The sequence below is a fragment of the Brevundimonas sp. genome, from assembly GCF_035627055.1.
Classification (GTDB): domain Bacteria; phylum Pseudomonadota; class Alphaproteobacteria; order Caulobacterales; family Caulobacteraceae; genus Brevundimonas.
This window is the reverse complement of record NZ_DASPMM010000006.1, coordinates 1-21,452: the sequence shown is the minus strand read 5'-3', so window position 1 is coordinate 21,452 and position 21,452 is coordinate 1. Positions and strand designations below refer to the sequence as shown.

Here is a 21,452-nt window from a genome sequence, read left to right as displayed (position 1 = left end):
CGCCGCCTCAGCCGCCGACGGGATAGAGGATGTCGAAGCGGCCGTCCCGCTCGCCCCCGACCACCCAGGTCATGGTGTGGCCGACGCTGAACTGGACGGTCCACGCCTCGACCCGGCCGTAAGGGGGCTGTTCGCCCGCCTCGACGAAGGTCACGCCGTCGATGGTTCCGAGGTCGGCGAGCGCCGGCGTCAGCTGCGGCAGCTGCTCGGTGCAGGCGGCGCGCAGCGCCTCGCCCATGATGTCCGCCGGACAGCGCTGCCACCCGATCTCGTGCAGCATCCGCCCAAGCGCCGCGCCGTACCGCCCCGCTTCCGTCGGCGCAGGGGCGTCCTGTGCGACGGCTGACCCGGCCGTCAGGCCCGCGGCGGCGATAGAGGCGAGCAAGAGCGGGAGGCGCATGAGCCGGTCCTTGGAGCTGAGCGGAGGCGAGGATGCAGGAGGGCGAGGCGACCGGCAAGCGGCGGACGGCTCGCCCGGCGCCCCGGGGGCCTAGCTCTTCTGATTGCGCGAGCTCCCCGCCGCGCCCCGGCCTCGCCGCTCTTCCGGGGCCGCATCCGGGCCGCCGCCCTGGTCCCCACGCCGCTCCTCGCCCGCCCTGCGCCGGTCATCGCGCCGTCGATCGTCGCCCGCCCTCCGGCCGCCGTTCATCATCATCAGCTCCAGCCGGATCTCGATCAGCCGCTGCTCGATCGAGCCGAGGGCGATCATCAGCACGGCGCCGCCCAGCAGCACGCCCTGCAAGGTCAGGGCGAGGGCCGGGATGTGCAGGGCCAGCATCTCGCCGGCGAGGACGGTCAGGGTCAGGACCGCGCTCATGATGGCCACGCCGAAGGCGCCGAATACCTTGATCAGCGACTGGTTGGGGGCGGCGCGGTTGACGCGGTTGCCCGGCTTGCGCCGCTCCCGGCGTCGGCGCTCGGTGCGGGCCCGACGCTCGACGTCGTGGTCGCCCTCGAGGCGTTCGGTGATGACTTCGGCTTCCATCGCCATGGGCGGGCTCTCTACTCGATCAGACGGACGCCGCCGGCGCGGGGTCCGACGCCGGCCGGGACCGGCACGTTGGACGCGTCGTAATTGGCGTTGATGAACAGCGACGGAGAGCCCTTCAGCTGGACCTCCTTGGCGACGATGACGGTCCAGGCGCTGTCGCGGGCCACGTCGGCGTTGCCCTCGACGATCAGCCGGGCCGAGGGGACGTAGAGGACGCCCAGCAGGCTCTCGACGTTGTCGGCTGAGATGATGAAATTCTGCTGATTGTTGCGGGAGCTGCCCATGACGATGCCGGCGTAGGGGCCGGATTTACGACCGTCCAGCGACACCAGGGCGTTGTCGGTGAAGGTGAAGCTGGAGGCGCTGTCGAAGAACAGCACCACGTCGACGCCTTCCAGCCGGGCGTTCTCCTTGATGACCAGGCTGCCCTTGAGGAAGAAATGCTCCCCGGGGGCCAGGACGATGCGGGCGTCGCCGATGGCCTCGACGCCGCCGCAGTGGCGGCCGGGCGGGATGGTGTGGACGCCGGACGAGACCTTCACCCGGTTGAGCAGGTCGGCGACGGTGCACAGCAGGCCGAGGCCGTTGGCCTTGTCGATGTCGAGGCTGGCGAAGGGGTCGTCGATCGAGGCGGCGCCGGTGCTGGGCGACGGGCTGATCATGCCGCCGGCGGTGGTCACGGCCTGCACCGAGGCGGCGTCGATCATGCCGCCCTCGACAAGGATGTCGCGGTTGGAATGGACCAGGCAAGCCGGGGCGTTCATGCGGCCGGAGTCCTGGATGTTGAGCAGCTTGTTCCCCGTCTTGCCGGTGACGAGGACGCACAGGGGCACCAGGCCGACGGAGCTGGCCACCGCCTCGGCGTTGAAATTCCAGCCCCCGGGCGGAAGCATGCTGGCGAAGAAGGACGGCCGGTGGCCCTTGAGCAGCACCCGCAGGGCGCGCTGGCCCATACGGTCGACGATCTCATAGGTGGCGGTATAGGTCGGGGCCTCGTCGCCCCACTCCTCCATCTGGGCGTCAATGAAACTGGCGGCCCGCTCGCGCGCCTCGGTCCCGTCGGTGGCCAGCGCCAGCGAGGGTGCGCCGGCGAGGGCGCCGGAATCGGCGATGGCCTGCAGCCGGGTGTCCGCGGCGTTGACCGCCAGCAGGTCGATGGCCCCGACGCCGACCAGCAGGACGGCCGGACCGAGCAGGGCGAATTTCAGGGCGATGGAGCCGTCCCGCGAGCGCCTGAAACGCCCCAGGAATCCCGAAAAGGCCGCAAGCACGCCCATCACGCTACCGCCCGGACGGGGCCGGCCCGCGCCTGACGCTCGGCCCGCAGCACATAGCGCACCTGATAGCTGAGCAGGCGCCAGTTCAGCGGCTTCATCACGAAGGAGGTGGCGCCGAGTCGGAAGCAGCGGTCGATCGCCTCGACGTCCTCGCGGCCGGTCTGCACGATGACCGGGACGTGGGCCAGGGCCGGGTCGGCGCGGATCTGCGTCAGGGTCTCGAAACCGTCGAGGCCGGGCATCTCGAGGTCGAGCAGGACGACGTCATAGGCCTGCGCGCGCAGCGCCTGCAGGGCCTCGGCCCCGCCGCTGGTCACATCGATGGTGGTGTTCGGGCTGGCCAGGTTCACCTGGGCGAACTCCCGGAGAATCGGGTCGTCATCGACGAACAGGATCCTCGCCTCGTCATCCAGCACGTAGAAAAAACCACTCATTGGGATCCCTCGGCGGCCGCAAACCGGCCCCTCAGCCCGCCCCTACTGGTCCTCATTAAGCGTCAAGTCATTAAAGGTCAGTATAGCTGCGCCTGACGACGAGGAGCGGCGGGTTTTGGCACTACTGGTTCGCAATGTCGGATACCGTACGATCGGGCGAAAGCTTGTCGTCCTTGTGCTTTCGGCGCTCGCGGCGACCGCGGTTGTTACGGCAACGCTTCTTGGATGGACCGACGCCCGGCGTCAGACGGCCGCCGAGACCGAGCGGCTGACCCGCACCGCCAAGGTCATCGGCTCCCTCGCCGCCGAGTCGGTGCGGGCGGAGGACCGGGCCGGCTCCTTCGCCGCCCTGCGCGCCATCTCCCAGATGCCCGACGTCACCTACGGCCGCATCCAGATGCGCGACGGCCGGCTGCTGGCCGAGACCGGCGGCGGCGTCCGCCTCGCCTCCGACGTCAGCGTCGGCGACGGCGGCCAGGCCTCCGTCTGGTCGGTGCTCAACACCGGCACCATCGAGGTCCAGGCCCCGGTGGTCAGCCAGGGCGAGCCGGTCGGCCAGATCACCCTGCTGGCCAAGGCGCCCGGCGTGCGCGAGCGGGTGCTCGGCTCGATCATGATCACCATCCTCGGCGTCGGCGTCGCCGCCCTCGCGGGCCTTCTTATCGCCCTGCGGCTGGGCCGCCGGATCAGCCGGCCTATCGTCCAGCTCGCCGCCTTCGCCAACCAGGTGCGCGACACCCAGGACTATTCCACCGACCCCGACGTGGTGGCCGACGACGAGGTCGGCGACCTGGCCGACGGCGTTCGCTCCATGCTCCAGGGCCTGCGCGAGCGCGACCGGCGCATCGCAGAGCACGTCGCCGGCCTCGAAACCACCGTCGCCGAGCGCACCGCCCAGCTCACCGAGGCCAAGGCCGCCGCCGAGGCCGCCAACGCCGCCAAGTCGGACTTCCTGGCGGTGATGAGCCACGAGATCCGCACCCCGCTGAACGGCATCCTGGCGCTCAGCGACCTGCTCAACCGCGCCGACCTGCCCGAGAAGCCGCGTCGCTACGCCGAGGTCATCGCCAGCTCCGGCAAGTCGCTGATCAGCATCATCAACGACATCCTCGACTTCTCGAAGGTCGAGGCCGGCAAGATGGAGCTGGAGAGCGTCGAGCTCGACCTCGGGGTCATCGCCGCCGACGTCGCCAGCCTGTTCGCCGGCCGCGCCGCCGAGAAGGGGCTGGACCTGGCGGTCTATGTCCATCCGTCGCTCGGACCGGTCGAGGGCGACCCGACCCGCCTGCGCCAGGTGCTGAGCAACCTCGCCAACAACGCCATCAAATTCACCGAGACGGGCGGCGTCACCCTGCGCATCGAGCCGGCCACCGACGGCTCCGGCCGCATCGAGCTCAGCGTCGTCGACACCGGCCCCGGCATCCCCGCCGACAAGCTGCCCGGCCTGTTCGAGGCCTTCTCCCAGGCCGACCAGAGCACCACGCGCAAGCACGGCGGCACCGGCCTCGGCCTGGCCATCTGCGACCGGCTGGTCCGCGCCATGGGCGGCGAATGGGTGCTGTCCAGCCGCGAGGGCGAGGGCTCCTGCTTCGGCTTCCGCGCCGCCATGCCGGCGATCGGCGAGGCCCCCGCCCTGCCGGCGTTCGAGCCGGGCTGGTCGATCAGCCTCGACGGCCCGGCCGCCTGCACCCTCGCCGTCCTGCAGCTCTACGCCGACCATCTGGGCCTGCCCGTCGTCTCCAGCGATCAGGCGGAGGCGCGGATCACCGCCGATCCCGCCGAGGGCGTGCGCGTGGTCCCGGCCGCCGCCGCCGACCGGACCTGGGTGCTGACCGGCCCGTTCCGCGGCGACGAATTCCTCCAGGGCCTGCATCGCCTGTCGATCGGCCTCGACCCCGGCCAGGGGGTGCGCAAGGCGGGCGACCAAGGCTCGCGCTTCCCCGGCGCGCGGGTCCTCGTCGTCGACGACTCCGAGGTCAACCGCGAGGTCGCCGCCGAGGCGCTCAACCAGTTCGACGTCGACGCCGCCTTCGCCGTCGACGGTCTCGACGCGGTCGAGCGGCTCAGGAGCGAGCGCTTCGATCTGGTGCTGATGGACGGGTCGATGCCCCGCCTCGACGGCTTCCAGGCCGCCGCCATGATCCGCCGCGAGGAGGCCGAGACCGGCCGCCCCCGCGCCACCATCCTGGCCCTGACCGCGCATGTCATCGGCACCGCCGCCAACGCCTGGGTCGAGGCCGGCATGGACGGCGTCATCCACAAGCCCTTCACCCTCGACGACATCGAGACGGCGCTGGTGCGCCACTGCGCCGCCTTCGCCGTGGCCGCCGCCCCGCCGGCCGCCGCCGCCGCGCCCGCCCCCGCCGCCGACGACCTGTTCGACCCCGCCATCCGCGCCGACCTCGACCGCATGGCCGCCTCGGGCCGCCAGGACTTCGTCCAGCGGGTCCAGGGCCTCTACGCCGAGAACGCCCCGCTCCGCCTCGCCGAGCTGCGCACGGCCGAAACCGCCGGCGACCTGGACGACGCCGCCCGCGCCGCCCACGCCCTCAAGTCGATGAGCCTGAGCCTCGGGGCCCGCGCCGTCGCCGAGGCCGCCTCCGCCCTGGAGACCGCCGCCCGCGCCGGCGACTGTCCCGCCGAGGCCGTCGCCGCCCTGTCCGGCCTCGTGTCCCGCACCCTGGAGGCCATGGGCCTGGCCCTCGCCCCCGCCCCCGGCCCCGGGCCCGACTCCCGGCCCGACATCCGCGAGGCCATCCGGGCCGGCGAGCTCGACGTCGTCTTCCAGCCGATGATGAACCGCTCCGGCCAGTTCGCCGGCAAGGCCGAGGCCCTGGCCCGCTGGACCCGCCCCACCGGCGAAGCCGTGTCGCCCGCCGACTTCGTGCCCCGGCTCGAGGCCGACGGCTCGATCCGCTGCCTGACCGACTTCGTGCTCGAGCGGGCCCTCACCCTGGCCGTCACCCGCCCCGGGCTGAAGGTCTCGGTCAACGCCTCCGCCGTGGAGTTCCAGCAGCCCGACTTCGCCGACCGCGTCGGGGCCGCCCTGGCCCGCGTCGGCTGTCCCGGCGAGCGCCTTGAGATCGAGGTCACCGAGACCGCCATCCTCGACATCCCCGCCGCCCGGCCCACGCTCGAGCGGCTCGGCGCCCTCGGCGTCGGCGTCGCCCTCGACGATTTCGGCGCCGGCTACACCAGCCTGCACGCCCTGCGCGAGCTGCGCTTCACCACCCTCAAGATCGACCGCAGCTTCGTCGATCACTGCCTCGACGACACCGCCTCGGCGGCGATCATCCACGCCGTCATCGCCGTCGGCCGCTCGCTGGGCATGCAGGTCGTCTGCGAGGGCGTCGAGACCGAGGCCCAGGCCCAGTTCGTGCGCACCGCCGGCGTGCACATGATCCAGGGCTTCGTCTATTCGCGCCCCGTCGCCTTCGACGCCCTGCCCTTCGGCGAGGCGGTGGCGGCATGACGTTAATCATCCCTGTTTCAGCTTCCGTAGCGCTGTTCGCGCATCATCGGGCCCGGAGGACAAGATGGCCGTAGTCGTAGTGGTCGATGACGACCCCACCATCCAGATGATCGCGGCCGAACTGCTTCGGGAAGGCAACCACGCGGTCGTCTCCGCCGCCGACGGCGACGAGGCGCTGCGCGTCCTCGCGGCCATGAAGGTCGACCTCGTCGTCATGGACATGCTGATGCCGAACAAGGACGGCCTCGAGACCATCATCGAGGCCCGCGGCCTCTATCCCGACCTGCGCATCCTCGCCATCTCCTCCGGCGGCCGGGTGGGGGTCGGCGACCTGCTGCGCATGGCCCGCCTGTTCGGCGCCGACGAGACCTATGTGAAGCCCCTGCGGCTGGACACCTTCGCCCACACGGTCGACCGCATGCTCGCCGAGCCGCGCCCGACCATGGACATCATGGTCGCCGAGGCCAAATAGGCCGGCGCCGCCTCACAGCCGGCTCACCCTCGGCCCCCGCTCCCCGTCCGGCGCGTCGACCAGCAGGTCGGTGATCGCCCACACCAGGGCGTCGGCCCGGTCCAGCGATCCCGCCGCCTCCATCTCGCCGCCGAAGGCCATCAGCTCCTCCTCCAGCGCGTCGAAGGCGCCGGCGTGGCGGATGCGGCCCTGTTCGTACAGGGCGGCCACCGGCTCGGCGCGCACGTATTTGCCGCGCGTGGCGTGCACCTCGCGGATCTTCAGCTTCGCGCCCGCGGTCTTCAGCACCGCCTTGACCATGTCCCCGCCCTGGTTGACCTCGGCGACCAGGGCCGAGGCCCCGAACTCGCCGGCGAGGCCCACGGCGCGCCGCGCCCAGGCGTCGGGGCCGAGGCCGGCGATGGAACGGTCGGCCAGGATGTCGGCGCAGCGGACCCCGTCCGGGCGGCGATAGCGGGCCGCGGCGATCAGGCCGCAGGCGGCCCCGCCGGCCGAGGCGGTCGGGTCGATGGCGACGACGACGCGGTCGTAGGCGGGGTCGGGCGCGGCGTCGCCCTCGCCGCCGGCCCCCCGCCCCTCGACCCTCCTGGCCCGCGCCATCATCGCCGCCGTGAACAGCGCCCCGTCCAGTTCGACGATCAGTCCCTCCAGTTCCTGGGCCGCGCGCCGCGTGCCGCCGTACAGCGCCTGCAGCCCGTCGAGGAACCCCGGCGACAGATGCCCGGCGTTGGCCGCCGTCGGGGCATGGGTGTGCACGCACGACGCCTCGTCCCTCAGCCGGACCAGCGCCCGCGTCGGCCGCGGCGTGGTGGTGACGACGAGGCGGGGGTGAGCGGGGCTTGAAGAAGGGTTGAGGGTCGAGGGGCGAGGGTCGAGGGAGGAAGAGGCTTGAGATGCGGAGGCAAGATCGGGGGCTGAGTCGCCCTCGCCCCTCGACCCTCGACCCTCGACCTTGGGGGAGAGCGGCAGACGCAGGCCCATGCGCAACAGCGCCAGCGTCTCCGCCGCCCCCCTCGGGCCGCTCCCCCGCCAGGCGCAGAACTCATCCGCCCAGGCCGCCGAAAACTGCGGCCCGCGCAGGCTGTCGGGGTCCTCGGCCGAAAAGGCGTAGGCCTGGCAGCCGTTGGCGAACACCAGCCGCCGGCGCGACGCCTCGAAGCGCGGGCGCGTGGCCCGGGTCCAGCGCGGCAGCGACCGGATGCCGCTGACGCCCTCGATCATCACCTCGCGCACGTCGTGCAGCGTCGGACCGATCAGGGCCAGCCGCCCGCGGGGGCCGAGCGCCTCCGCCTGGTCGGCCAGCCAGCTGGCCCCCGCCAGGGTCTTGCCGGCGCCGCGGCCGCCGAGAAACAGCCAGGTCGACCACGGCGAACCGTCCGGCAGCGACCGGGGCGGCCGCTGCGACTCGCGCAGCACCAGCGGCGCCCCCGCCGGCCCGTCGGCCGGCGCGGCCTCCCGGGCGAAGAGGCTGCGCCGTTCCCGCCGGCGGTCCAGGCGGTCGGCCAGGATCAGCGTCTGATTCGCCATCCGATAGAGTTTGGAGACGAGGTCGTCCCGCCCCACCGGGGCCGCCTCCGTGACCCGCTCATAGATCGACGCGACCGTCGCCTCCGGGTCGCCGGCGTCGAAGCGGAAGGCCAGTTCCGCGCACACCACCCGCACCTCCCCCGCTTCGGCGCGGACGACCACCGGCGCCGGTCCCTTCGGCAGGGTCTTCGCCTTGACGTCGCGCTTTCGCATCCGCGCCTTGGCGGCCTGTCTGTAGATCGTGCTGACGTGGACCCGGTACTCCGCCGACAGGGCCCGGATGGGCTCGCCCGCGACATACCGCTCCAGCAGCGTCCGCCACCGCGCCGGCCCCATGCCGGACCGGCTCTGCCTGTAGGGCGTGTCCTCCGGCCAGGGCTCGACCGCCGACGGTGTCGCCCTGCTCTTGTCTGTGCGCGCGCTCTTCATCCGCACATTATCGGGCCGCCGCTTCCTGTGGCGGGTTCAGGACGCTGGGCTCGCAATGAGAGCCCGCCATTTCAACGCCTTGGCTGAAATTATTAGGGAGGTTCAGCCCGGATTGTCAGCACACCGGCGACGACTTCGCTTCGGATCCGGGGCGATCGAGGTCCGGTTCCGCCCCTACCGCCCCAGCAGTTCCGTCCATCGCCAGCCCGCCTTTCCGAACACCACCCGCGGTCCCCCCGCGAAGGTGATCAGCACCAGCCCGCGCATCGGCTGGCGGCGGCAGGCCTCGGGGGCGAAGGCGACCTCCAGGGCGATGGCCTGACGGACCCCGGCCAGGCCCTTGCCGGCCTGCCCGGGCGTCTGGATCCAGTCGCCGTCCCAGACCAGCAGGGCCCGGCCGGGACCGACCCCCCGGTGCGCCTGCGCCACGGCGGCGCGCACCTCGGGATCGGCGCGCAAGGCCTCCTGCAGGCGGCGGACCATGTCGCAGCCGGCGCCGTCGCCGCCGGGACCCGATCCACTCCCCTCCCCTGCGCCCGAGCCCTGGCCGGAGCCCTGGCCAGAGCCCTGGCCTGACCCCGAGCCGGCGGTGATCGCCCCGGCCAGTTGGGATTCGCCGAGGCTGGCGAACACCGGCGCCGGCGCCGCCGCGGCCGCCGGCAGCGGCTCGACGTCGGGCGGCGGCGGGGCGATCACCCGGGCCGCACGCGGGGCCGGCCGCGGCGGGACGGGACGCGGCGGCGCCGGCGGATCGGGCGCGGCCGGGGCCGGATCGGGCGGCGCGGCGGTCCCGGCCTCGGCCGGCGCCTCGGTCCGGCGCTCCGGAAGCGGCGGCGGCGGCGGTCGGAACAGGGTGACCTCGACCGGTTCGGGGACCGGCGCGGGCGCGAGGGCGGGAACCCCCGCCGGCCGCACCAGGAGGATCACCGCCAGCAGGGCGAGGTGCAGGCCCACGCTGCCGCCGCCCGCCAGCAGCCACGTCCGGCGGCGGGCGCGGGATTTCAGCATTCCCCGATCCGCGTTCCGTATAGACATTCGCCTTCCGAGTGCAGCCGCAGACGTTCTTCTGCGTCTTGCAGATCATCTACCCGCGTCAGGATCGTGGCGGACGGTTAGCGGATCATCGCTGCTTACGGCCAAGCTGACATTTTCTGGCCTTGTGCGGGTCATCACTCCGCCGTGACCGCTCAGCTAGCTGGACCTTCGGGGATTCACAGGAGACTTCATCTTGCAACGATCGACATTCAGAACGGCGGCTCTGACCGGCGCGGTGCTCGCCCTCGGCTTCGCGGCCAGCGGCTGCGCCAGCCACCGGTTCGTGCGCGACCAGGTGGAGGTGGTCGACACCCGGGTGACCGGCGTCGAAGGCCTCGCCGGCCAGGCGCTCGAGCGGGCCAACGCCGCCCACAAACTGGCGGAAGGCAAATTCCTCTACGAGGTCGTGCTGTCGGACGACTCGATGAAATTCCCGGTCGACGAGGACGCCCTGTCGCCGGAGGCCGAGGCCCGGCTGGCCGAACTGGTGCAGCGCCTCAAGGCCGAGAACCGCAACGTCTATCTTGAAATTCAAGGCCATACCGACGCCACGGGCGACGCGGAGTACAACGAGAAGCTCGGCGAGGCCCGGGCCGAGGCGGTCCGCCGCTTCCTCAGCCGCGACGGCATCGCCCTGAACCGCATGGCGACCATCTCCTACGGCGAGGCGGCCCCGGTGGCCCCCAATGACACGCCCGAGGGCCGCGCCCAGAACCGGCGCGTGGCGATCGTCGTCCTGAGCTAGGCGTCCCGACCGAGCGGGAGCGGCTTCCTTGCGGGGAGGCCGCTTCGCGCCGGATTCGCTGTATCTTCCAGACTGTTCCGGATAGACGGGACGGTAACGCTGTTCGCTGCGCCCGCCGGGCGCCGGTCGGCGGTTCCAGCGCCGGGGGGCGCGCGGGGAGATCGCCGATCATGGGTTCGCTTATCCGCGCCGGGGCTGCGCGCGGCTCCGCAAAGGCCGCCGCCAAGGTTTCCACGACCAAGGGTCCGGCCGGCGCTGTGACCCTCGGCGAGCGGTTGCGCTACGCCTTCGACAAGAGCATGGCCGCCGGCCCGGTGGCGCTGGCCGGATGGCTGGCGCTGGTCTCGCTGTGCGTGATCGTGCTGGCGGCGACGGTGCTGGCCCTCACGCGCATCGGGCCGGACGGCGGCTTCGACTTCATCGAGGCGGCGTGGCAGTCGCTGATGCGGACCATGGACGCCGGGACCATGGGCGGCGACTCGGGCTGGGTGTTCCGGCTGGTCACCCTGTTCGTGACCCTGATGGGCATCCTGGTCTTCTCGGCCCTGATCTCGATCATCTCGGCCGGACTCGATTCAGCTCTGGAGGGCCTTCGCAAGGGCCGGTCGCGCGTGCTGGAGAGCGACCACACCATCATCCTCAACTGGTCGCCGTCGATCTTCGACATCCTGTCGGAACTCGTCATCGCCAACGCCAGCCGCCGCCACCCCCGCATCGTCATCATGGCCGACCGGGACAAGGTCGAGATGGAGGACGAGATCGCCGACAAGGTCCCGAACCTCGGCAACACCCGGATCATCTGCCGCAACGGCGACCCGACCGACCTGTTCGACCTCAGCCTGGTCAACGCCCAAGCCTGCCGCTCCATCATCGTGGTCTCTCCCGAGGGAACCGATGACCCGGACAGTTGCGTGATCAAGACCGTGCTGGCCCTGACCAATGATCCCAACCGCCGGACCGAACGCTATCGCATCGCCGCCGAATTGCGCGACGCCCGCAACGCCGAAGTGGCCCGCATCGTCGGCGGCGACGAAGTCCAGCTTGTCCTCGCCGACGACCTGATCTCCCGCATCGTGGTCCAGTCCAGCCGCCAGGCGGGCCTCTCGGCGGTCTATTCCGAACTGCTCGATTTCGACGGCTGCGAAATCTACACCACCGAAATTGAAGACCTGACCGGGGTCGCCTACGGCGACGCCCTGATGGCCTACGAGGACTCGACCCTCATCGGTCTGCGCTATCCGGACGGCAGGGTGCGCATGAACCCGCCGATGGACGAGGTGATCGCGGCCGGCAGCCGCGCCGTCATCATCGCCGAGGACGACGCCGCGATCCGGATGACCCCGCTCCCCGAGGACGCGGTCGACGTCGCCGCCATCCGCGCGCCGGTCCGGACCCGACGCGCGGCCGAGCGCGTGCTGATCATCGGCTGGAACCGGCGCGGCCCGATGATCGCCCACGAGCTGTCGCGTTACGTCCGACCCGGCTCACTGCTGACCGTGGCCGCCGACACGCCCGGTCTGGCCGGCGAGATCGCCGCCCTGCCGCTCGGCTCGAAGAACATGAAGCTTGAGGTCCGGATCATCGACACCGGCCACGCCGCCTCGCTCGAGGCGCTCGAACCCCTGACCTACGACAGCGTCATGGTGCTCGGTTATTCCGATCACATGCAGGCCCAGTCGGCCGACACCCGTACGCTGATCACCCTGCTGCACCTGCGCAAGCTGTCCGAACGGCTCGGCGAGCACATCAGCGTCGTCTCGGAGATGATCGACATCCGCAACCGGGAGCTGGCCGAGGTCACCCGCGCCGACGACTTCGTGGTGTCGAACCGGCTCGTCAGCCTGATGCTGGCCCAGGCGTCCGAGAACGAATACCTCTCGGCCATCTTCGACGACCTGCTCGACGAGGACGGCTCCGAAATCTACATGCGGCCAATCGGCGACTATGTGGATCTGGACCTGCCGGTGAATTTCTACACCGTGGCCGAGGCGGCCCGTCGGCGCGGCGAAACCGCCATTGGCTACCGCCGCCGCCGCCCGGATGTCGACGACGGCCGCAACATGGGCGGGGTGGTGGTCAATCCGCCCCGGTCGGAACGCGTGATCTTCGAGCCTGAGGACCGGGTCATCGTCCTCGCCGAGGACTAGCCGTCGCCCTGGGCCGGCGGGGCTCCGGCCGCTGTCGCCCCGAACACGCGGGTGAAACTGGTCTTCAGCGCCGCGTCGGCCTCGTCCATCGTGGCCAGGACGCCCAGGTCGACCAGGCTGGTCACACCGTGCTCCTGGATGCCGCACGGCACGATGCCGCCGAAGTGGGACAGGTCGGGCTCCACGTTCAGGCTGACGCCGTGGAAGCTGACCCATTTGCGGACCTTGACGCCGATGGCCCCGATCTTGTCCTCACGCGACCAGCCGGGGCCCTTCCGCTCGACCCAGACGCCGACCCGCCCGTCGCGCACGTCGGCGGCGACGCCGAACTCGCCCAGCGCCCCGATGATCCACTGCTCCAGCCCGCGCACGAAGGCCCGCACGTCCTTGCCGCGCCGGTTCAGGTCCAGCATCACATAGCCCACCCGCTGGCCCGGGCCGTGATAGGTGAACTGGCCGCCCCGGCCCGTGCGATGGACCGGGAAGCGCCCGGCGTCCAGCAGGTCCTCGTCCTTCGACGAGACCCCGGCCGTGTACAGCGGCGGATGCTCCAGCAGCCAGACCAGCTCGGGGGCCTCGCCGGCCGCGATGGCCGCCGCCCGGGCCTCCATGGCCTCGACCGCCGCGGGGTAGGCGACGTAGCCGGCGGAGACGGCCCATTCGACCGGGGCTCCGTCCGCCCGGATCAGCTTCGGCGAGACCGGGGCCGGGGCCCGCGAATTTAAGGACTGGGAAAGCATGTCGCCCTCAATGTGGGGGTTGGGAGCGCCATGCAACAACCACCCGCCCAGTCCCAGTCAGCGTCAGAGTCCCCCGTGTCACAGATCGAAGCCGTCGATGTCGAGATTTCGGTCGTGCTGGGACGCTCTGTCCTGCCGATGAGCCAGCTGCTGCGGATGGGCCGCGGGGCGGTGATTCCGCTCGACGCCTCCGAGCATGACGAGGTCTGGATCCTCGCCAACAATCACCCGGTCGCCCGCGGCGAGATCGAAATCCGCGAGGACCGCATCGCCATCACCGTGACCCGCGCGGCCGACGTCTACGACTTCATGGCCGGGGCGGCCTGAACCCCCTTCCATTTACCCCCGACCTCCGCTATCTGCCCCCCTCCGATGCGAGCGGTCGTGGCGGAATTGGTAGACGCGCAGCGTTGAGGTCGCTGTTCCCTAACCGGAGTGGAAGTTCGAGTCTTCTCGACCGCACCATCGACTTTATTGAGGTAAACCAACGGCTTGTCAGCTAATGTGAGAGGAGGCCCGCGTGAGCAACACCGCCGACTCGCACATGCCCCCCGCCGCTGACGACGAAATCGAGCACGTGGCGCTGGACGAGGACTACGTCCTGACGCCCGCCTTCGTCGAGAAGGTCGTCGACGCCTCCGACGCCGGCGACGGCCTGAAACTGCGGTCCCTCCTCGAAGACCTGCACCCGGCCGACGTCGCCGACCTGATGGGCTTCCTGACCTCCGAGCACCGGGCCGTGGTGGTGCTGTGGCTGCCGCCGGACCTGCTCGCCGACACCCTGCCGGAACTGGACGACGGCATCCGCGAGGAAGTGCTGGAGCGCGTCCCGCACCTGACCCTGGCCGAGGCGCTGCAGGAACTCGATTCCGACGACGCCGCCGCCGTGGTCGAAGACCTCGAGGACGACCAGCGCGAGAAGGTCCTGGCCGCCATGCCGGAGGTCGACCGCGCCGCCATCGAAAGCTCTCTGGGCTACGAGGAAGACTCCGCCGGCCGCCTGATGCAGCGCGAGGTGATGGCTGCGCCCCAGTTCTGGAACGTCGGCGACACCATCGACCACATCCGCAAGCAGGGCGAGGAGCTGCCCGAGCTGTTCTTCGACATCTATGTCGTCGATCCCCTGAACAAACCCGTCGGCGGCGTCGCCATCAGCCGCCTGCTGCGCGCCCCGCGCCCGACGCCCCTGACCGAGATCATGGACCCGGTCAACGAGATCACCGTCGACCAGGACCAGGAAGAGGTCGCCTACATCTTCGAGAAATACCATCTGATCTCCGCCCCCGTGACGGACGCGGCCGGGCGGCTGGTGGGCCAGATCACCGTCGATGACATCGTCAACATCATCCAGGAGGAGAACCGCGAGGACATCCTCCGCCTCGCCGGCGTGTCCGACGAGGACCGCGGTTCGTCCGTCACCGAGATCGTGCGCGGCCGCGTGCCCTGGCTGGCGATCAACCTGGCCACCGCCGTGCTGGGCGCCAGCGTCATCGGCTGGTTCGAGGGCACGATCCAGCAGATCGTCGCCTTGGCGATTCTGATGCCGATCGTCTCGGCCATCGGCGGCAACGCCGGGACGCAGGCGCTGACGGTGACCGTGCGGGCGCTGGCGACGCGCGAACTGAACAGCTCCAATGCGCCCCGCACCTTCTGGCGCGAGCTGGCGGTCGGCCTGGCCAACGGCATGGTGCTGGCCCCGCTGATCGGCATCGCCACCGCTCTGTGGTTCCGCGACGAGGACTGGCGCATCGGCCTGGTGATCGCCGCCGCCATGGTGCTGAACCTGCTGGTCGCCGCAACCGTCGGAGTGCTGACGCCGCTGACGCTGTCGAAGCTGAAATTCGACCCCGCCGTCTCCTCGGCCGTGTTCGTGACGGCGACGACGGACTTCTTCGGCTTCCTGATCTTCCTCGGCCTGGCCACCATCGTGCTGACCTGAACCGGCCTCTGGACCGGCGCGGGGTTTGCTGGTTCTCCCATTGAGCGAGCACGTCCGTCTCGATTTGGGTCAATCCGGTGTCCGACGCGACCACCCCACGTCTGAAGGTCTCCCGCGAGGGGATCGTCCTCATCAAGAGCTTCGAGGGTTTTCGGCCGCGCGCGGTGCGGGACGACGACGGCGGCTGGGTCATCGGCTACGGCCATACGCTGTCGGCGCGCGAGGGGCTGACGGTCAGCGAGCAGGACGCCGAACTGCTGCTGCAGTACGACCTGCTGCCAGTGGTGAAGGCGCTGAACGAGCAGGTGTCGGCGCCGCTGAACCAGCACCAGTTCGACGCCCTCGCCAGTTTCGCCGTTTCGGTGGGCGTCGAGCGCTTCCTCGCCTCCGACGTGCTGCAACGACTGAACCAGGGACTGGCCGGCGAGGCGGCCGACGCCCTGATCGGCTGGCCAGAGCAGACGCCGCCAGACGCGCGCCTGCGCCGCCGCGCTGCCGAGCGGGCCCTGTTCGTCGCCGATCCCGCCAGTCCGATGCATCTGGCCGACCTGTTGGCCGCCCCGCTGCCGCCTCCGCCCATCGAGGACGCCGCGCAACCCGATGCGGAGCCGGAACCCGGCGAGGCCGCCGAGGCCCGGGCGGCCGCGGTTGCCAGCCTCCTTGGCGAAACGGGCGCCGCCGCCGCGCCTGAGCCGGACGCGCCGACCCATCCGGAGCCCGCAGCGGAGGCGCCGGCGTTCGAAGCGACGGCCTTCGCGACCGCGCCCACGGTCACGACGATCCATCTGCAACGCTATTCGGCCTACGCCCCCGCGATCGTGGGACCGCTGCCGGGCTTTCCGACCGCGCAGCCAAAGCCTGAGAGAGAAGCCGAGCCTGGACCGGAACCGGCGCCCCGGACAGACGTAGGGGATGAGGCGACGCCCGGGCCGGAGACCCCTCCGGGTCCCCCCATGGATGTCGCGCCGACGCCCGTCGTGCCGCTGGTCCCGCCTGCGCCCGGCGCGTCGCCGTTCCCCCCGATGCCGGTGGATGAACCGCTGGTGCTGACGCCGGCGACGGAGGCGGACTTCGTCGAGGCCGGGCGTCCTGTCTGGGAGCCCGACCAGCGCGCTGAACCCGCGGCGCCGCAAGACGACACCGTCCTGTTCGAGGATGAGCCGACGCTGTCGGTGCTTCGTCACGAGGCCGAACCGTCCGCGCCACGTCGCTTCGACTGGAGCGTCACCGGGGCCTTCCTGATCATGGGCGTCACGGGCCTGACCGCCTGCGCCGCCGCCGCCGCCGCCTTCCGCAAGGCGATGCTCGATGACTCGTCGCTGAACGACTACGTCGTCATCGGCTGGGTGCTGGCCCTGATCGGCGTGATCTGCGTCGGTGTGTCGTCGTGGAACCTGTTCGTGCGCTGGGGCCGCCGCGACTGACTTTGCCTGTCGCGCGGCGCGGTGCTACGCCCCCGCTCATGAGCATTCCCAACGCCCCCCAATCGATGGAATTCGGCCTCGGCGAGAACGCCGACATGATCCGCGAGACCACCGCCCGCTGGGCCGCCGATCGCCTCGCGCCTCTGGCCGCCGAGATCGACGAGAAGAACCAGTTCCGTCGCGAGCTGTGGCCCGAGATGGGCGAACTGGGCCTGCATGGCATCACCGTCGAGGAAGCGTACGGCGGCCTCGGCCTCGGCTATCTCGAACATGTCGTGGCCATGGAGGAGGTGTCGCGCGCCTCGGCCTCGATCGGCCTCAGCTACGGGGCTCACTCCAACCTCTGCGTCAACCAGATCCGCCGCTGGGGCACCGAAGAGCAAAAGCGCAGATACCTGCCCAAGCTGATCTCGGGCGAGCACGTCGGCTCGCTGGCGATGTCGGAGGCCGGCTCGGGCTCGGACGTCATGTCGATGCGGACCCAGGCCCGGAAGGACGGCGACCGCTACGTCCTGAACGGCACCAAATTCTGGATCACCAATGCTCCGTCGGCGGACACCCTGGTGGTCTACGCCCGCACCGGCGAGGGCAACGGCGGCGTCACCGCCTTCCTGATCGAGCGCGGCATGAAGGGGTTCTCGGTCTCGAAGAAGCTCGACAAGATGGGCATGCGCGGGTCGGACACGGCGGAATTGGTGTTCGAGGACTGCGAGGTCCCGGAAGAGAACGTCATGGGCCCGGTCGGCGGCGGCGCCGGGGTGCTGATGAGCGGGCTCGACTATGAGCGGGCGGTGCTGTCGGCGGGCCCTCTGGGCATCATGCAGGCAGCGCTGGACGTGGTCCTGCCCTACGTTCGCGAGCGAAAACAGTTCGGCAAGGCCATCGGCTCCTTCCAGCTGATGCAGGCCAAGGTCGCGGACATGTACGTCGCCCTGAACTCGGCCCGCGCCTACGTCTACGCCGTCGCTCGCGCCTGCGACCAGGGCAAGACGACGCGCTACGACGCCGCGGGCGCGATCCTGCTGGCGTCGGAGAATGCGGTGAAGGTGTCCCTAGAGGCGGTGCAGGCGCTGGGCGGCGCCGGGTACACCAAGGAGTGGCCCGTCGAGCGGCTGGTCCGCGACGCGAAACTGTACGACATCGGGGCAGGCACCAACGAGATCCGGCGCTTCCTGATCGGGCGGGAGCTGCTCGGGAGCTGACCCGAGGCTCCGGCGCGGAACCGGCATCGTGACTGCGCGGTTGCTCCTCGACGAAAGGAGACACCGCCATGCCCGCCAAATCCGCCGCCCAGCAGAAGGCCGCCGGGGCCGCCCTGTCCGCCAAGCGCGGCGACACGCCCAAGTCGGAGCTCAAGGGCGCCTCGAAGTCGATGATGTCGATGAGCGAGAAGCAGCTCGAGGAGTTCGCCCACACCAAGCGCAAGGGCAAACCCGAGCACGTCAAGCACTGAGCGCCGCGCGCGAACCCGGATGACCGCGGTCGCGCGCCCGGCTAGCGTCGCGGCATGACGCTGATCCAGACGTCGACGGGGCGGCCGCGCGCCTTTTCGGAGGTGGTGGAGAAGCTCGGCCGCCAGCCGGGTGAGAAGCTCTGTCTCGGCGAGGTGGTCGAGGCGTTCGGAGACCGGGCCTTCGGACCGGTGATGTTCTTTTTCGCCCTGATCAACATGATGCCGTGGCCGCCGGGCGGCACGACCCTGACCGGCGCGCCGCTGTTGTTGCTGTCCATGGAACTGGCCGGGGGGCGCGACGAGCTGTGGGTCCCGCGCTGGACCGAGCGGATCGCCGTCAGACGCGCCACCTTCAGACGGCTGAGCGGCCGCTTCCAGCGCGGACTGAAGACGACCGAGCGCCTGTCGCGGCCCCGGCTGCATTTCCTGACCGGACCGTTCGGCCAAGGACTGATCGGTCTCGCCTGCGTCTTCCTTTCGGTGGTGCTGGTCTTGCCGATCTGGGGCGCCAACCTGCTGCCGGCGGTGGCGGTCGGCTTCTTCGCTCTCGGCGTGATGCAGCGCGACGGCCTCGCCGTGATCGTCGGCTGGCTGCTGACCGCCGCGACCGTCGCGGTGCTCTTCCTGGCCTGGAAGCTGATCGTGGCCGGCTTCACCCACGGCATGGACTGGATCGGCCGGATCGTCTGACGGCGCATGGATGTTTGTTAAGTGGCGCCCGCCCACGGTCCCGCCTAGATCGAAGAACCCCGTCGCGCGAGTTCCCGCAGCCGCCCATGCCCGACTACGACTATCAAAGCGACACGCGGCCCTTTTCGCAGGTGCTGGAGGACATCGGGACCAAGCGCGATCCGAAGCTCTATCTCGGGGAGCTGGTGAATGCCTTCGGGGAGCGCGGCTTCGGGGCGCTGATGCTGTTCTTCGGTCTGATGAACATCGCCATCGGCATCATCCCGGGGACGACCACGATCCTGGGTGCGCCGCTGCTGCTGATCGGACTGCAGCTGATCATCCGCCAAGACCAGCTGTGGCTGCCGAAATGGGCGCTGAGCCGCTCGATCGAGCGCGAGGCCTATCGGAACGGGCTGGACACCGTCCTGCCGAGGCTCCGCAAGATGGAGCGGCTGTCGAAGCCGCGCCTGACGATCATGACAAGCGAGGTGTCGGAGGTGCTGATCGGCATCGCCACCTTCCTGCTGGCCTTCATCCTCGTGCTGCCGATCTGGGGCGGCAATCTGATCCCGGCGCTCATCATTTCGACCTTCGGCTTCGGCCTGATGCAGCGGGATGGTCTGGCCGTCCTGATCGGCTGGTGCGCCTTCGGCCTGATCTGCCTCGCCGGCCTGATCATCTGGCTGACATGGCAGTGGGTCTCGCCCTGGCTCCTGCCGGTCTGGGAGTGGGCCCAGGGGCTGATGCCTCAAGCCTGGGCGTGGTTCAGCGGCCTGTTCGGCGGCTGAAACGCACGAGGCGCCGGAGGGCGAACCCTCCGACGCCTGCGAGAACCGGATAACAGTCAGCTGCGGAACAGCGACAGGACCAGCTGCGGAGTCTGGTTGGCGATGCCCAGCGCCTGAACCCCCAGCTGCTGCTTCGTCTGCAGGGCCTGGAGCTTGGCGCTTTCCTTCGCCAGATCGGCGTCGACCAGGTTGCCCACCCCCGACTCCAGCGCGTCCGACAGCTTGCCGACGAACGTGATGTGGGTCGAGAGCGCCTTCGACTTCGTGCCCAGACGCGCGAGCGCGCCCGAAACGGCGTCGATGGAGTTGCTGACGGCCGTAAGCGAGGCCGTCGCCTTGGTCAGGGTGTCGATCGACTGCGTGGTGGCGACGGATACCGTCGTGCTGCCCAGAGCCATGACTTCCGCACCAACCGTCAGCGTGGACGTACCCTGCGCATTGGCCAGGGCCTGGAACCCGGTGGCGCCGGTCTTCAGCAGGTTGACCCCGTTGAATTCGGCGTTGCCCGTGACCGAGGCGATCTGGTCGCGCAGAGCCTTGAAGTCCTCGTTGAGGGCCGCTCGGGCCGAGGTCTTGAGCGACGCGTCGGTCGCCGCCAGTGCCTTCTCCTTCATCTGCAGCAAGAGGTCGGAGACCGTCTCACCCGCCGCAAGCGCCACATCGACCGCGGCGACGCCACGATCGAGAGACTGTTTCACCGCGTTCAGCGCCCCGATTTCGGCTCGTTGGCCCTGGGCGATAGCCCAGATGGCCCCGTTGTCCTTGGCGTTGGCGACAGTTTTCCCGGTGTTGATCCGGTTCTGCGTCGTCGCCAGCTGGGCGTTGGTCGCGTTCAGGTTCTGGAGCGCGATCATCGCGCCCACGTTGGTGTTGACCGACATAACCATCGGCTGTCCTTCCATTCTGGAGGTGGGAACGGCCTTCTGGCCGGAGAACCGGTTCTGGTTCGCGGGCGACTACGCAAGGAACGGGCCGGGGACTCGCAGGCCGCAAGATGTTGTTTCGCCGGGCATTATCCTGTGACCGGCGGCCGAGCCCGGCAGTTTTCGCCCGCTCTGGCTGAGCGGCGCGGCCGATCTTTTCCGGTCCCCCGCCCCGGCGCGCCGATCATATGATCGTTGTTAACCCGGGCCGCCTTCGCTAACCCGGTGCCGTCAGCACCGGAGCCGTCCATGACCCGCCAGAGCGACCGGTTCGAGGGCACCTCGAACTACATCGCCACCGACGACCTGAAGATCGCGGTCAATGCCGCCGTCGCGCTGGAGCGGCCGCTGCTGATCAAGGGCGAGCCTGGCACCGGCAAGACGGTGCTGGCCTATGAGATCGCGCGCGCCCTCGGCGCCCCGCTGATCACCTGGCACGTCAAATCGACCACCAAGGCCCACAACGGCCTGTACGAATACGACGCCGTCTCGCGGCTGCGCGACAGCCAGCTGGGCGAGGCGCGCGTCCACGACGTCCGCAACTATCTGAAGCCCGGCAAGCTGTGGGAGGCCTTCACGGCCTCGATTCGCCCGGTGCTGCTGATCGACGAGATCGACAAGGCCGACATCGAGTTCCCGAACGACCTCCTGCAGGAGCTCGATCGGATGGAGTTCTACGTCTACGAGACCGACACGACCATCGCGGCCAGGGTCCGCCCCGTCGTGATCATCACCTCCAACAACGAGAAAGACCTCCCGGACGCCTTCCTGCGCCGGTGCTTCTTCCACTACATCCGCTTTCCCGATGACGAGACCATGCGCCAGATCGTCGAGGTCCACTTCCCCGGCATCAAGCCGCGGCTGGTGTCCGAGGCGCTGAAGATCTTCTACGACATCCGCCAGGCGCCGGGCCTGAAGAAGAAGCCCTCCACCTCGGAGCTGCTGGACTGGCTGAAGCTGCTGATGGTCGAGGACATCGACGAG

At 70.3% G+C, this 21,452-nt stretch carries 20 protein-coding genes and 1 tRNA gene; 13 read left to right on the top strand and 8 right to left on the bottom strand.

Going from position 1 to position 21,452, the window contains the following annotated elements; genetic code table 11:
- Window positions 1-7: 7 nt before the first annotated feature.
- The 4 genes from VEA98_RS02215 to VEA98_RS02200 all read right to left on the bottom strand — a co-directional run bounded on the left by VEA98_RS02215 (window position 8) and on the right by VEA98_RS02200 (window position 2,702).
- On the bottom strand, window positions 8-400 hold the full coding sequence (locus VEA98_RS02215; RefSeq protein ID WP_324810750.1) for a hypothetical protein: 393 nt from the start codon (window positions 398-400) through the stop codon (window positions 8-10).
- Between the two features lie 90 nt (window positions 401-490).
- The gene (locus VEA98_RS02210; protein WP_324810749.1) at window positions 491-991 is read right to left on the bottom strand and encodes a hypothetical protein; all 501 of its coding nucleotides are present in this window, start codon (window positions 989-991) and stop codon (window positions 491-493) included.
- An 11-nt stretch (window positions 992-1,002) separates the two neighbouring features.
- A complete protein-coding gene (locus VEA98_RS02205) occupies window positions 1,003-2,262 on the bottom strand; it encodes a TadE/TadG family type IV pilus assembly protein (protein ID WP_324810747.1) in 1,260 nt (419 codons plus the stop codon).
- Between the two features lie 5 nt (window positions 2,263-2,267).
- Entirely contained in the window at window positions 2,268-2,702 is a 435-nt protein-coding gene (locus VEA98_RS02200; RefSeq protein ID WP_324810745.1) for a response regulator, read from the bottom strand.
- Between the two features lie 175 nt (window positions 2,703-2,877).
- Between VEA98_RS02200 and VEA98_RS02195 the strand changes: the two genes are divergently transcribed.
- Both VEA98_RS02195 and VEA98_RS02190 read left to right on the top strand, forming a co-directional pair.
- On the top strand, window positions 2,878-6,174 hold the full coding sequence (locus VEA98_RS02195) for an EAL domain-containing protein (RefSeq protein ID WP_324810743.1): 3,297 nt from the start codon (window positions 2,878-2,880) through the stop codon (window positions 6,172-6,174).
- Between the two features lie 64 nt (window positions 6,175-6,238).
- Complete coding sequence (locus VEA98_RS02190) at window positions 6,239-6,646, top strand: response regulator (protein ID WP_324810740.1); 408 nt, start codon at window positions 6,239-6,241, stop codon at window positions 6,644-6,646.
- A gap of 12 nt (window positions 6,647-6,658) precedes the next feature.
- On the opposite strand, the gene VEA98_RS02185 is transcribed toward VEA98_RS02190, so the two are convergent.
- Entirely contained in the window at window positions 6,659-8,602 is a 1,944-nt protein-coding gene (locus VEA98_RS02185; RefSeq protein WP_324810738.1) for a terminase large subunit domain-containing protein, read from the bottom strand.
- Window positions 8,603-8,776: 174 nt separating this feature from the next.
- Complete coding sequence (locus VEA98_RS02180; protein WP_324810737.1) at window positions 8,777-9,610, bottom strand: hypothetical protein; 834 nt, start codon at window positions 9,608-9,610, stop codon at window positions 8,777-8,779.
- 220 nt (window positions 9,611-9,830) lie between these two features.
- Here VEA98_RS02180 and VEA98_RS02175 point away from each other — a divergent pair, with 220 nt between their 5' ends.
- Window positions 9,831-10,382 (top strand): OmpA family protein, encoded by a 552-nt coding sequence (locus VEA98_RS02175; RefSeq protein WP_324810735.1) that lies wholly within the window; start codon window positions 9,831-9,833, stop codon window positions 10,380-10,382.
- A 170-nt stretch (window positions 10,383-10,552) separates the two neighbouring features.
- Window positions 10,553-12,529, top strand: coding sequence for a CASTOR/POLLUX-related putative ion channel (locus VEA98_RS02170; RefSeq protein ID WP_324810733.1), 1,977 nt, complete (start codon window positions 10,553-10,555; stop codon window positions 12,527-12,529).
- Here the strand turns inward: VEA98_RS02170 and lipB are convergent.
- Window positions 12,526-13,269, bottom strand: a complete 744-nt coding sequence (lipB, locus tag VEA98_RS02165; protein WP_324810731.1) for a lipoyl(octanoyl) transferase LipB — start codon at window positions 13,267-13,269, stop codon at window positions 12,526-12,528. The two genes, VEA98_RS02170 and lipB, sit on opposite strands and share 4 nt — an antisense overlap.
- A 75-nt stretch (window positions 13,270-13,344) precedes the next feature.
- Here lipB and VEA98_RS02160 point away from each other — a divergent pair, with 75 nt between their 5' ends.
- The 8 genes from VEA98_RS02160 (at window position 13,345) to VEA98_RS02125 (ending at window position 19,545) form a co-directional block, all read left to right on the top strand.
- Window positions 13,345-13,596, top strand: a complete 252-nt coding sequence (locus VEA98_RS02160) for a FliM/FliN family flagellar motor switch protein (RefSeq protein ID WP_291832481.1) — start codon at window positions 13,345-13,347, stop codon at window positions 13,594-13,596.
- Window positions 13,597-13,647: 51 nt separating this feature from the next.
- A tRNA-Leu gene (locus VEA98_RS02155) sits at window positions 13,648-13,734 on the top strand.
- 79 nt (window positions 13,735-13,813) lie between these two features.
- Window positions 13,814-15,208 (top strand): magnesium transporter, encoded by a 1,395-nt coding sequence (gene mgtE / locus VEA98_RS02150; protein WP_324810806.1) that lies wholly within the window; start codon window positions 13,814-13,816, stop codon window positions 15,206-15,208.
- A 77-nt stretch (window positions 15,209-15,285) separates the two neighbouring features.
- A complete protein-coding gene (locus VEA98_RS02145) occupies window positions 15,286-16,632 on the top strand; it encodes a lysozyme (RefSeq protein ID WP_324810729.1) in 1,347 nt (448 codons plus the stop codon).
- Between the two features lie 38 nt (window positions 16,633-16,670).
- The gene (locus VEA98_RS02140) at window positions 16,671-17,834 is read left to right on the top strand and encodes an isovaleryl-CoA dehydrogenase (RefSeq protein ID WP_324810727.1); all 1,164 of its coding nucleotides are present in this window, start codon (window positions 16,671-16,673) and stop codon (window positions 17,832-17,834) included.
- Between the two features lie 68 nt (window positions 17,835-17,902).
- Window positions 17,903-18,085 (top strand): DUF3008 family protein, encoded by a 183-nt coding sequence (locus tag VEA98_RS02135; RefSeq protein WP_292258404.1) that lies wholly within the window; start codon window positions 17,903-17,905, stop codon window positions 18,083-18,085.
- 54 nt (window positions 18,086-18,139) lie between these two features.
- Window positions 18,140-18,775 carry an exopolysaccharide biosynthesis protein gene (locus VEA98_RS02130; protein WP_324810723.1) on the top strand — a complete coding sequence of 212 codons (636 nt, stop codon included), beginning with the start codon at window positions 18,140-18,142 and terminating at the stop codon, window positions 18,773-18,775.
- Between the two features lie 86 nt (window positions 18,776-18,861).
- Window positions 18,862-19,545, top strand: coding sequence for an exopolysaccharide biosynthesis protein (locus VEA98_RS02125; protein WP_324810721.1), 684 nt, complete (start codon window positions 18,862-18,864; stop codon window positions 19,543-19,545).
- Window positions 19,546-19,601: 56 nt separating this feature from the next.
- Here the strand turns inward: VEA98_RS02125 and VEA98_RS02120 are convergent, their stop codons facing one another.
- Window positions 19,602-20,447, bottom strand: a complete 846-nt coding sequence (locus VEA98_RS02120; RefSeq protein WP_324810718.1) for a flagellin — start codon at window positions 20,445-20,447, stop codon at window positions 19,602-19,604.
- Between the two features lie 270 nt (window positions 20,448-20,717).
- Here VEA98_RS02120 and VEA98_RS02115 point away from each other — a divergent pair.
- The coding region (locus VEA98_RS02115) for a MoxR family ATPase (protein WP_324810717.1) at window positions 20,718-21,452 on the top strand (735 nt) is incomplete at its 3' end.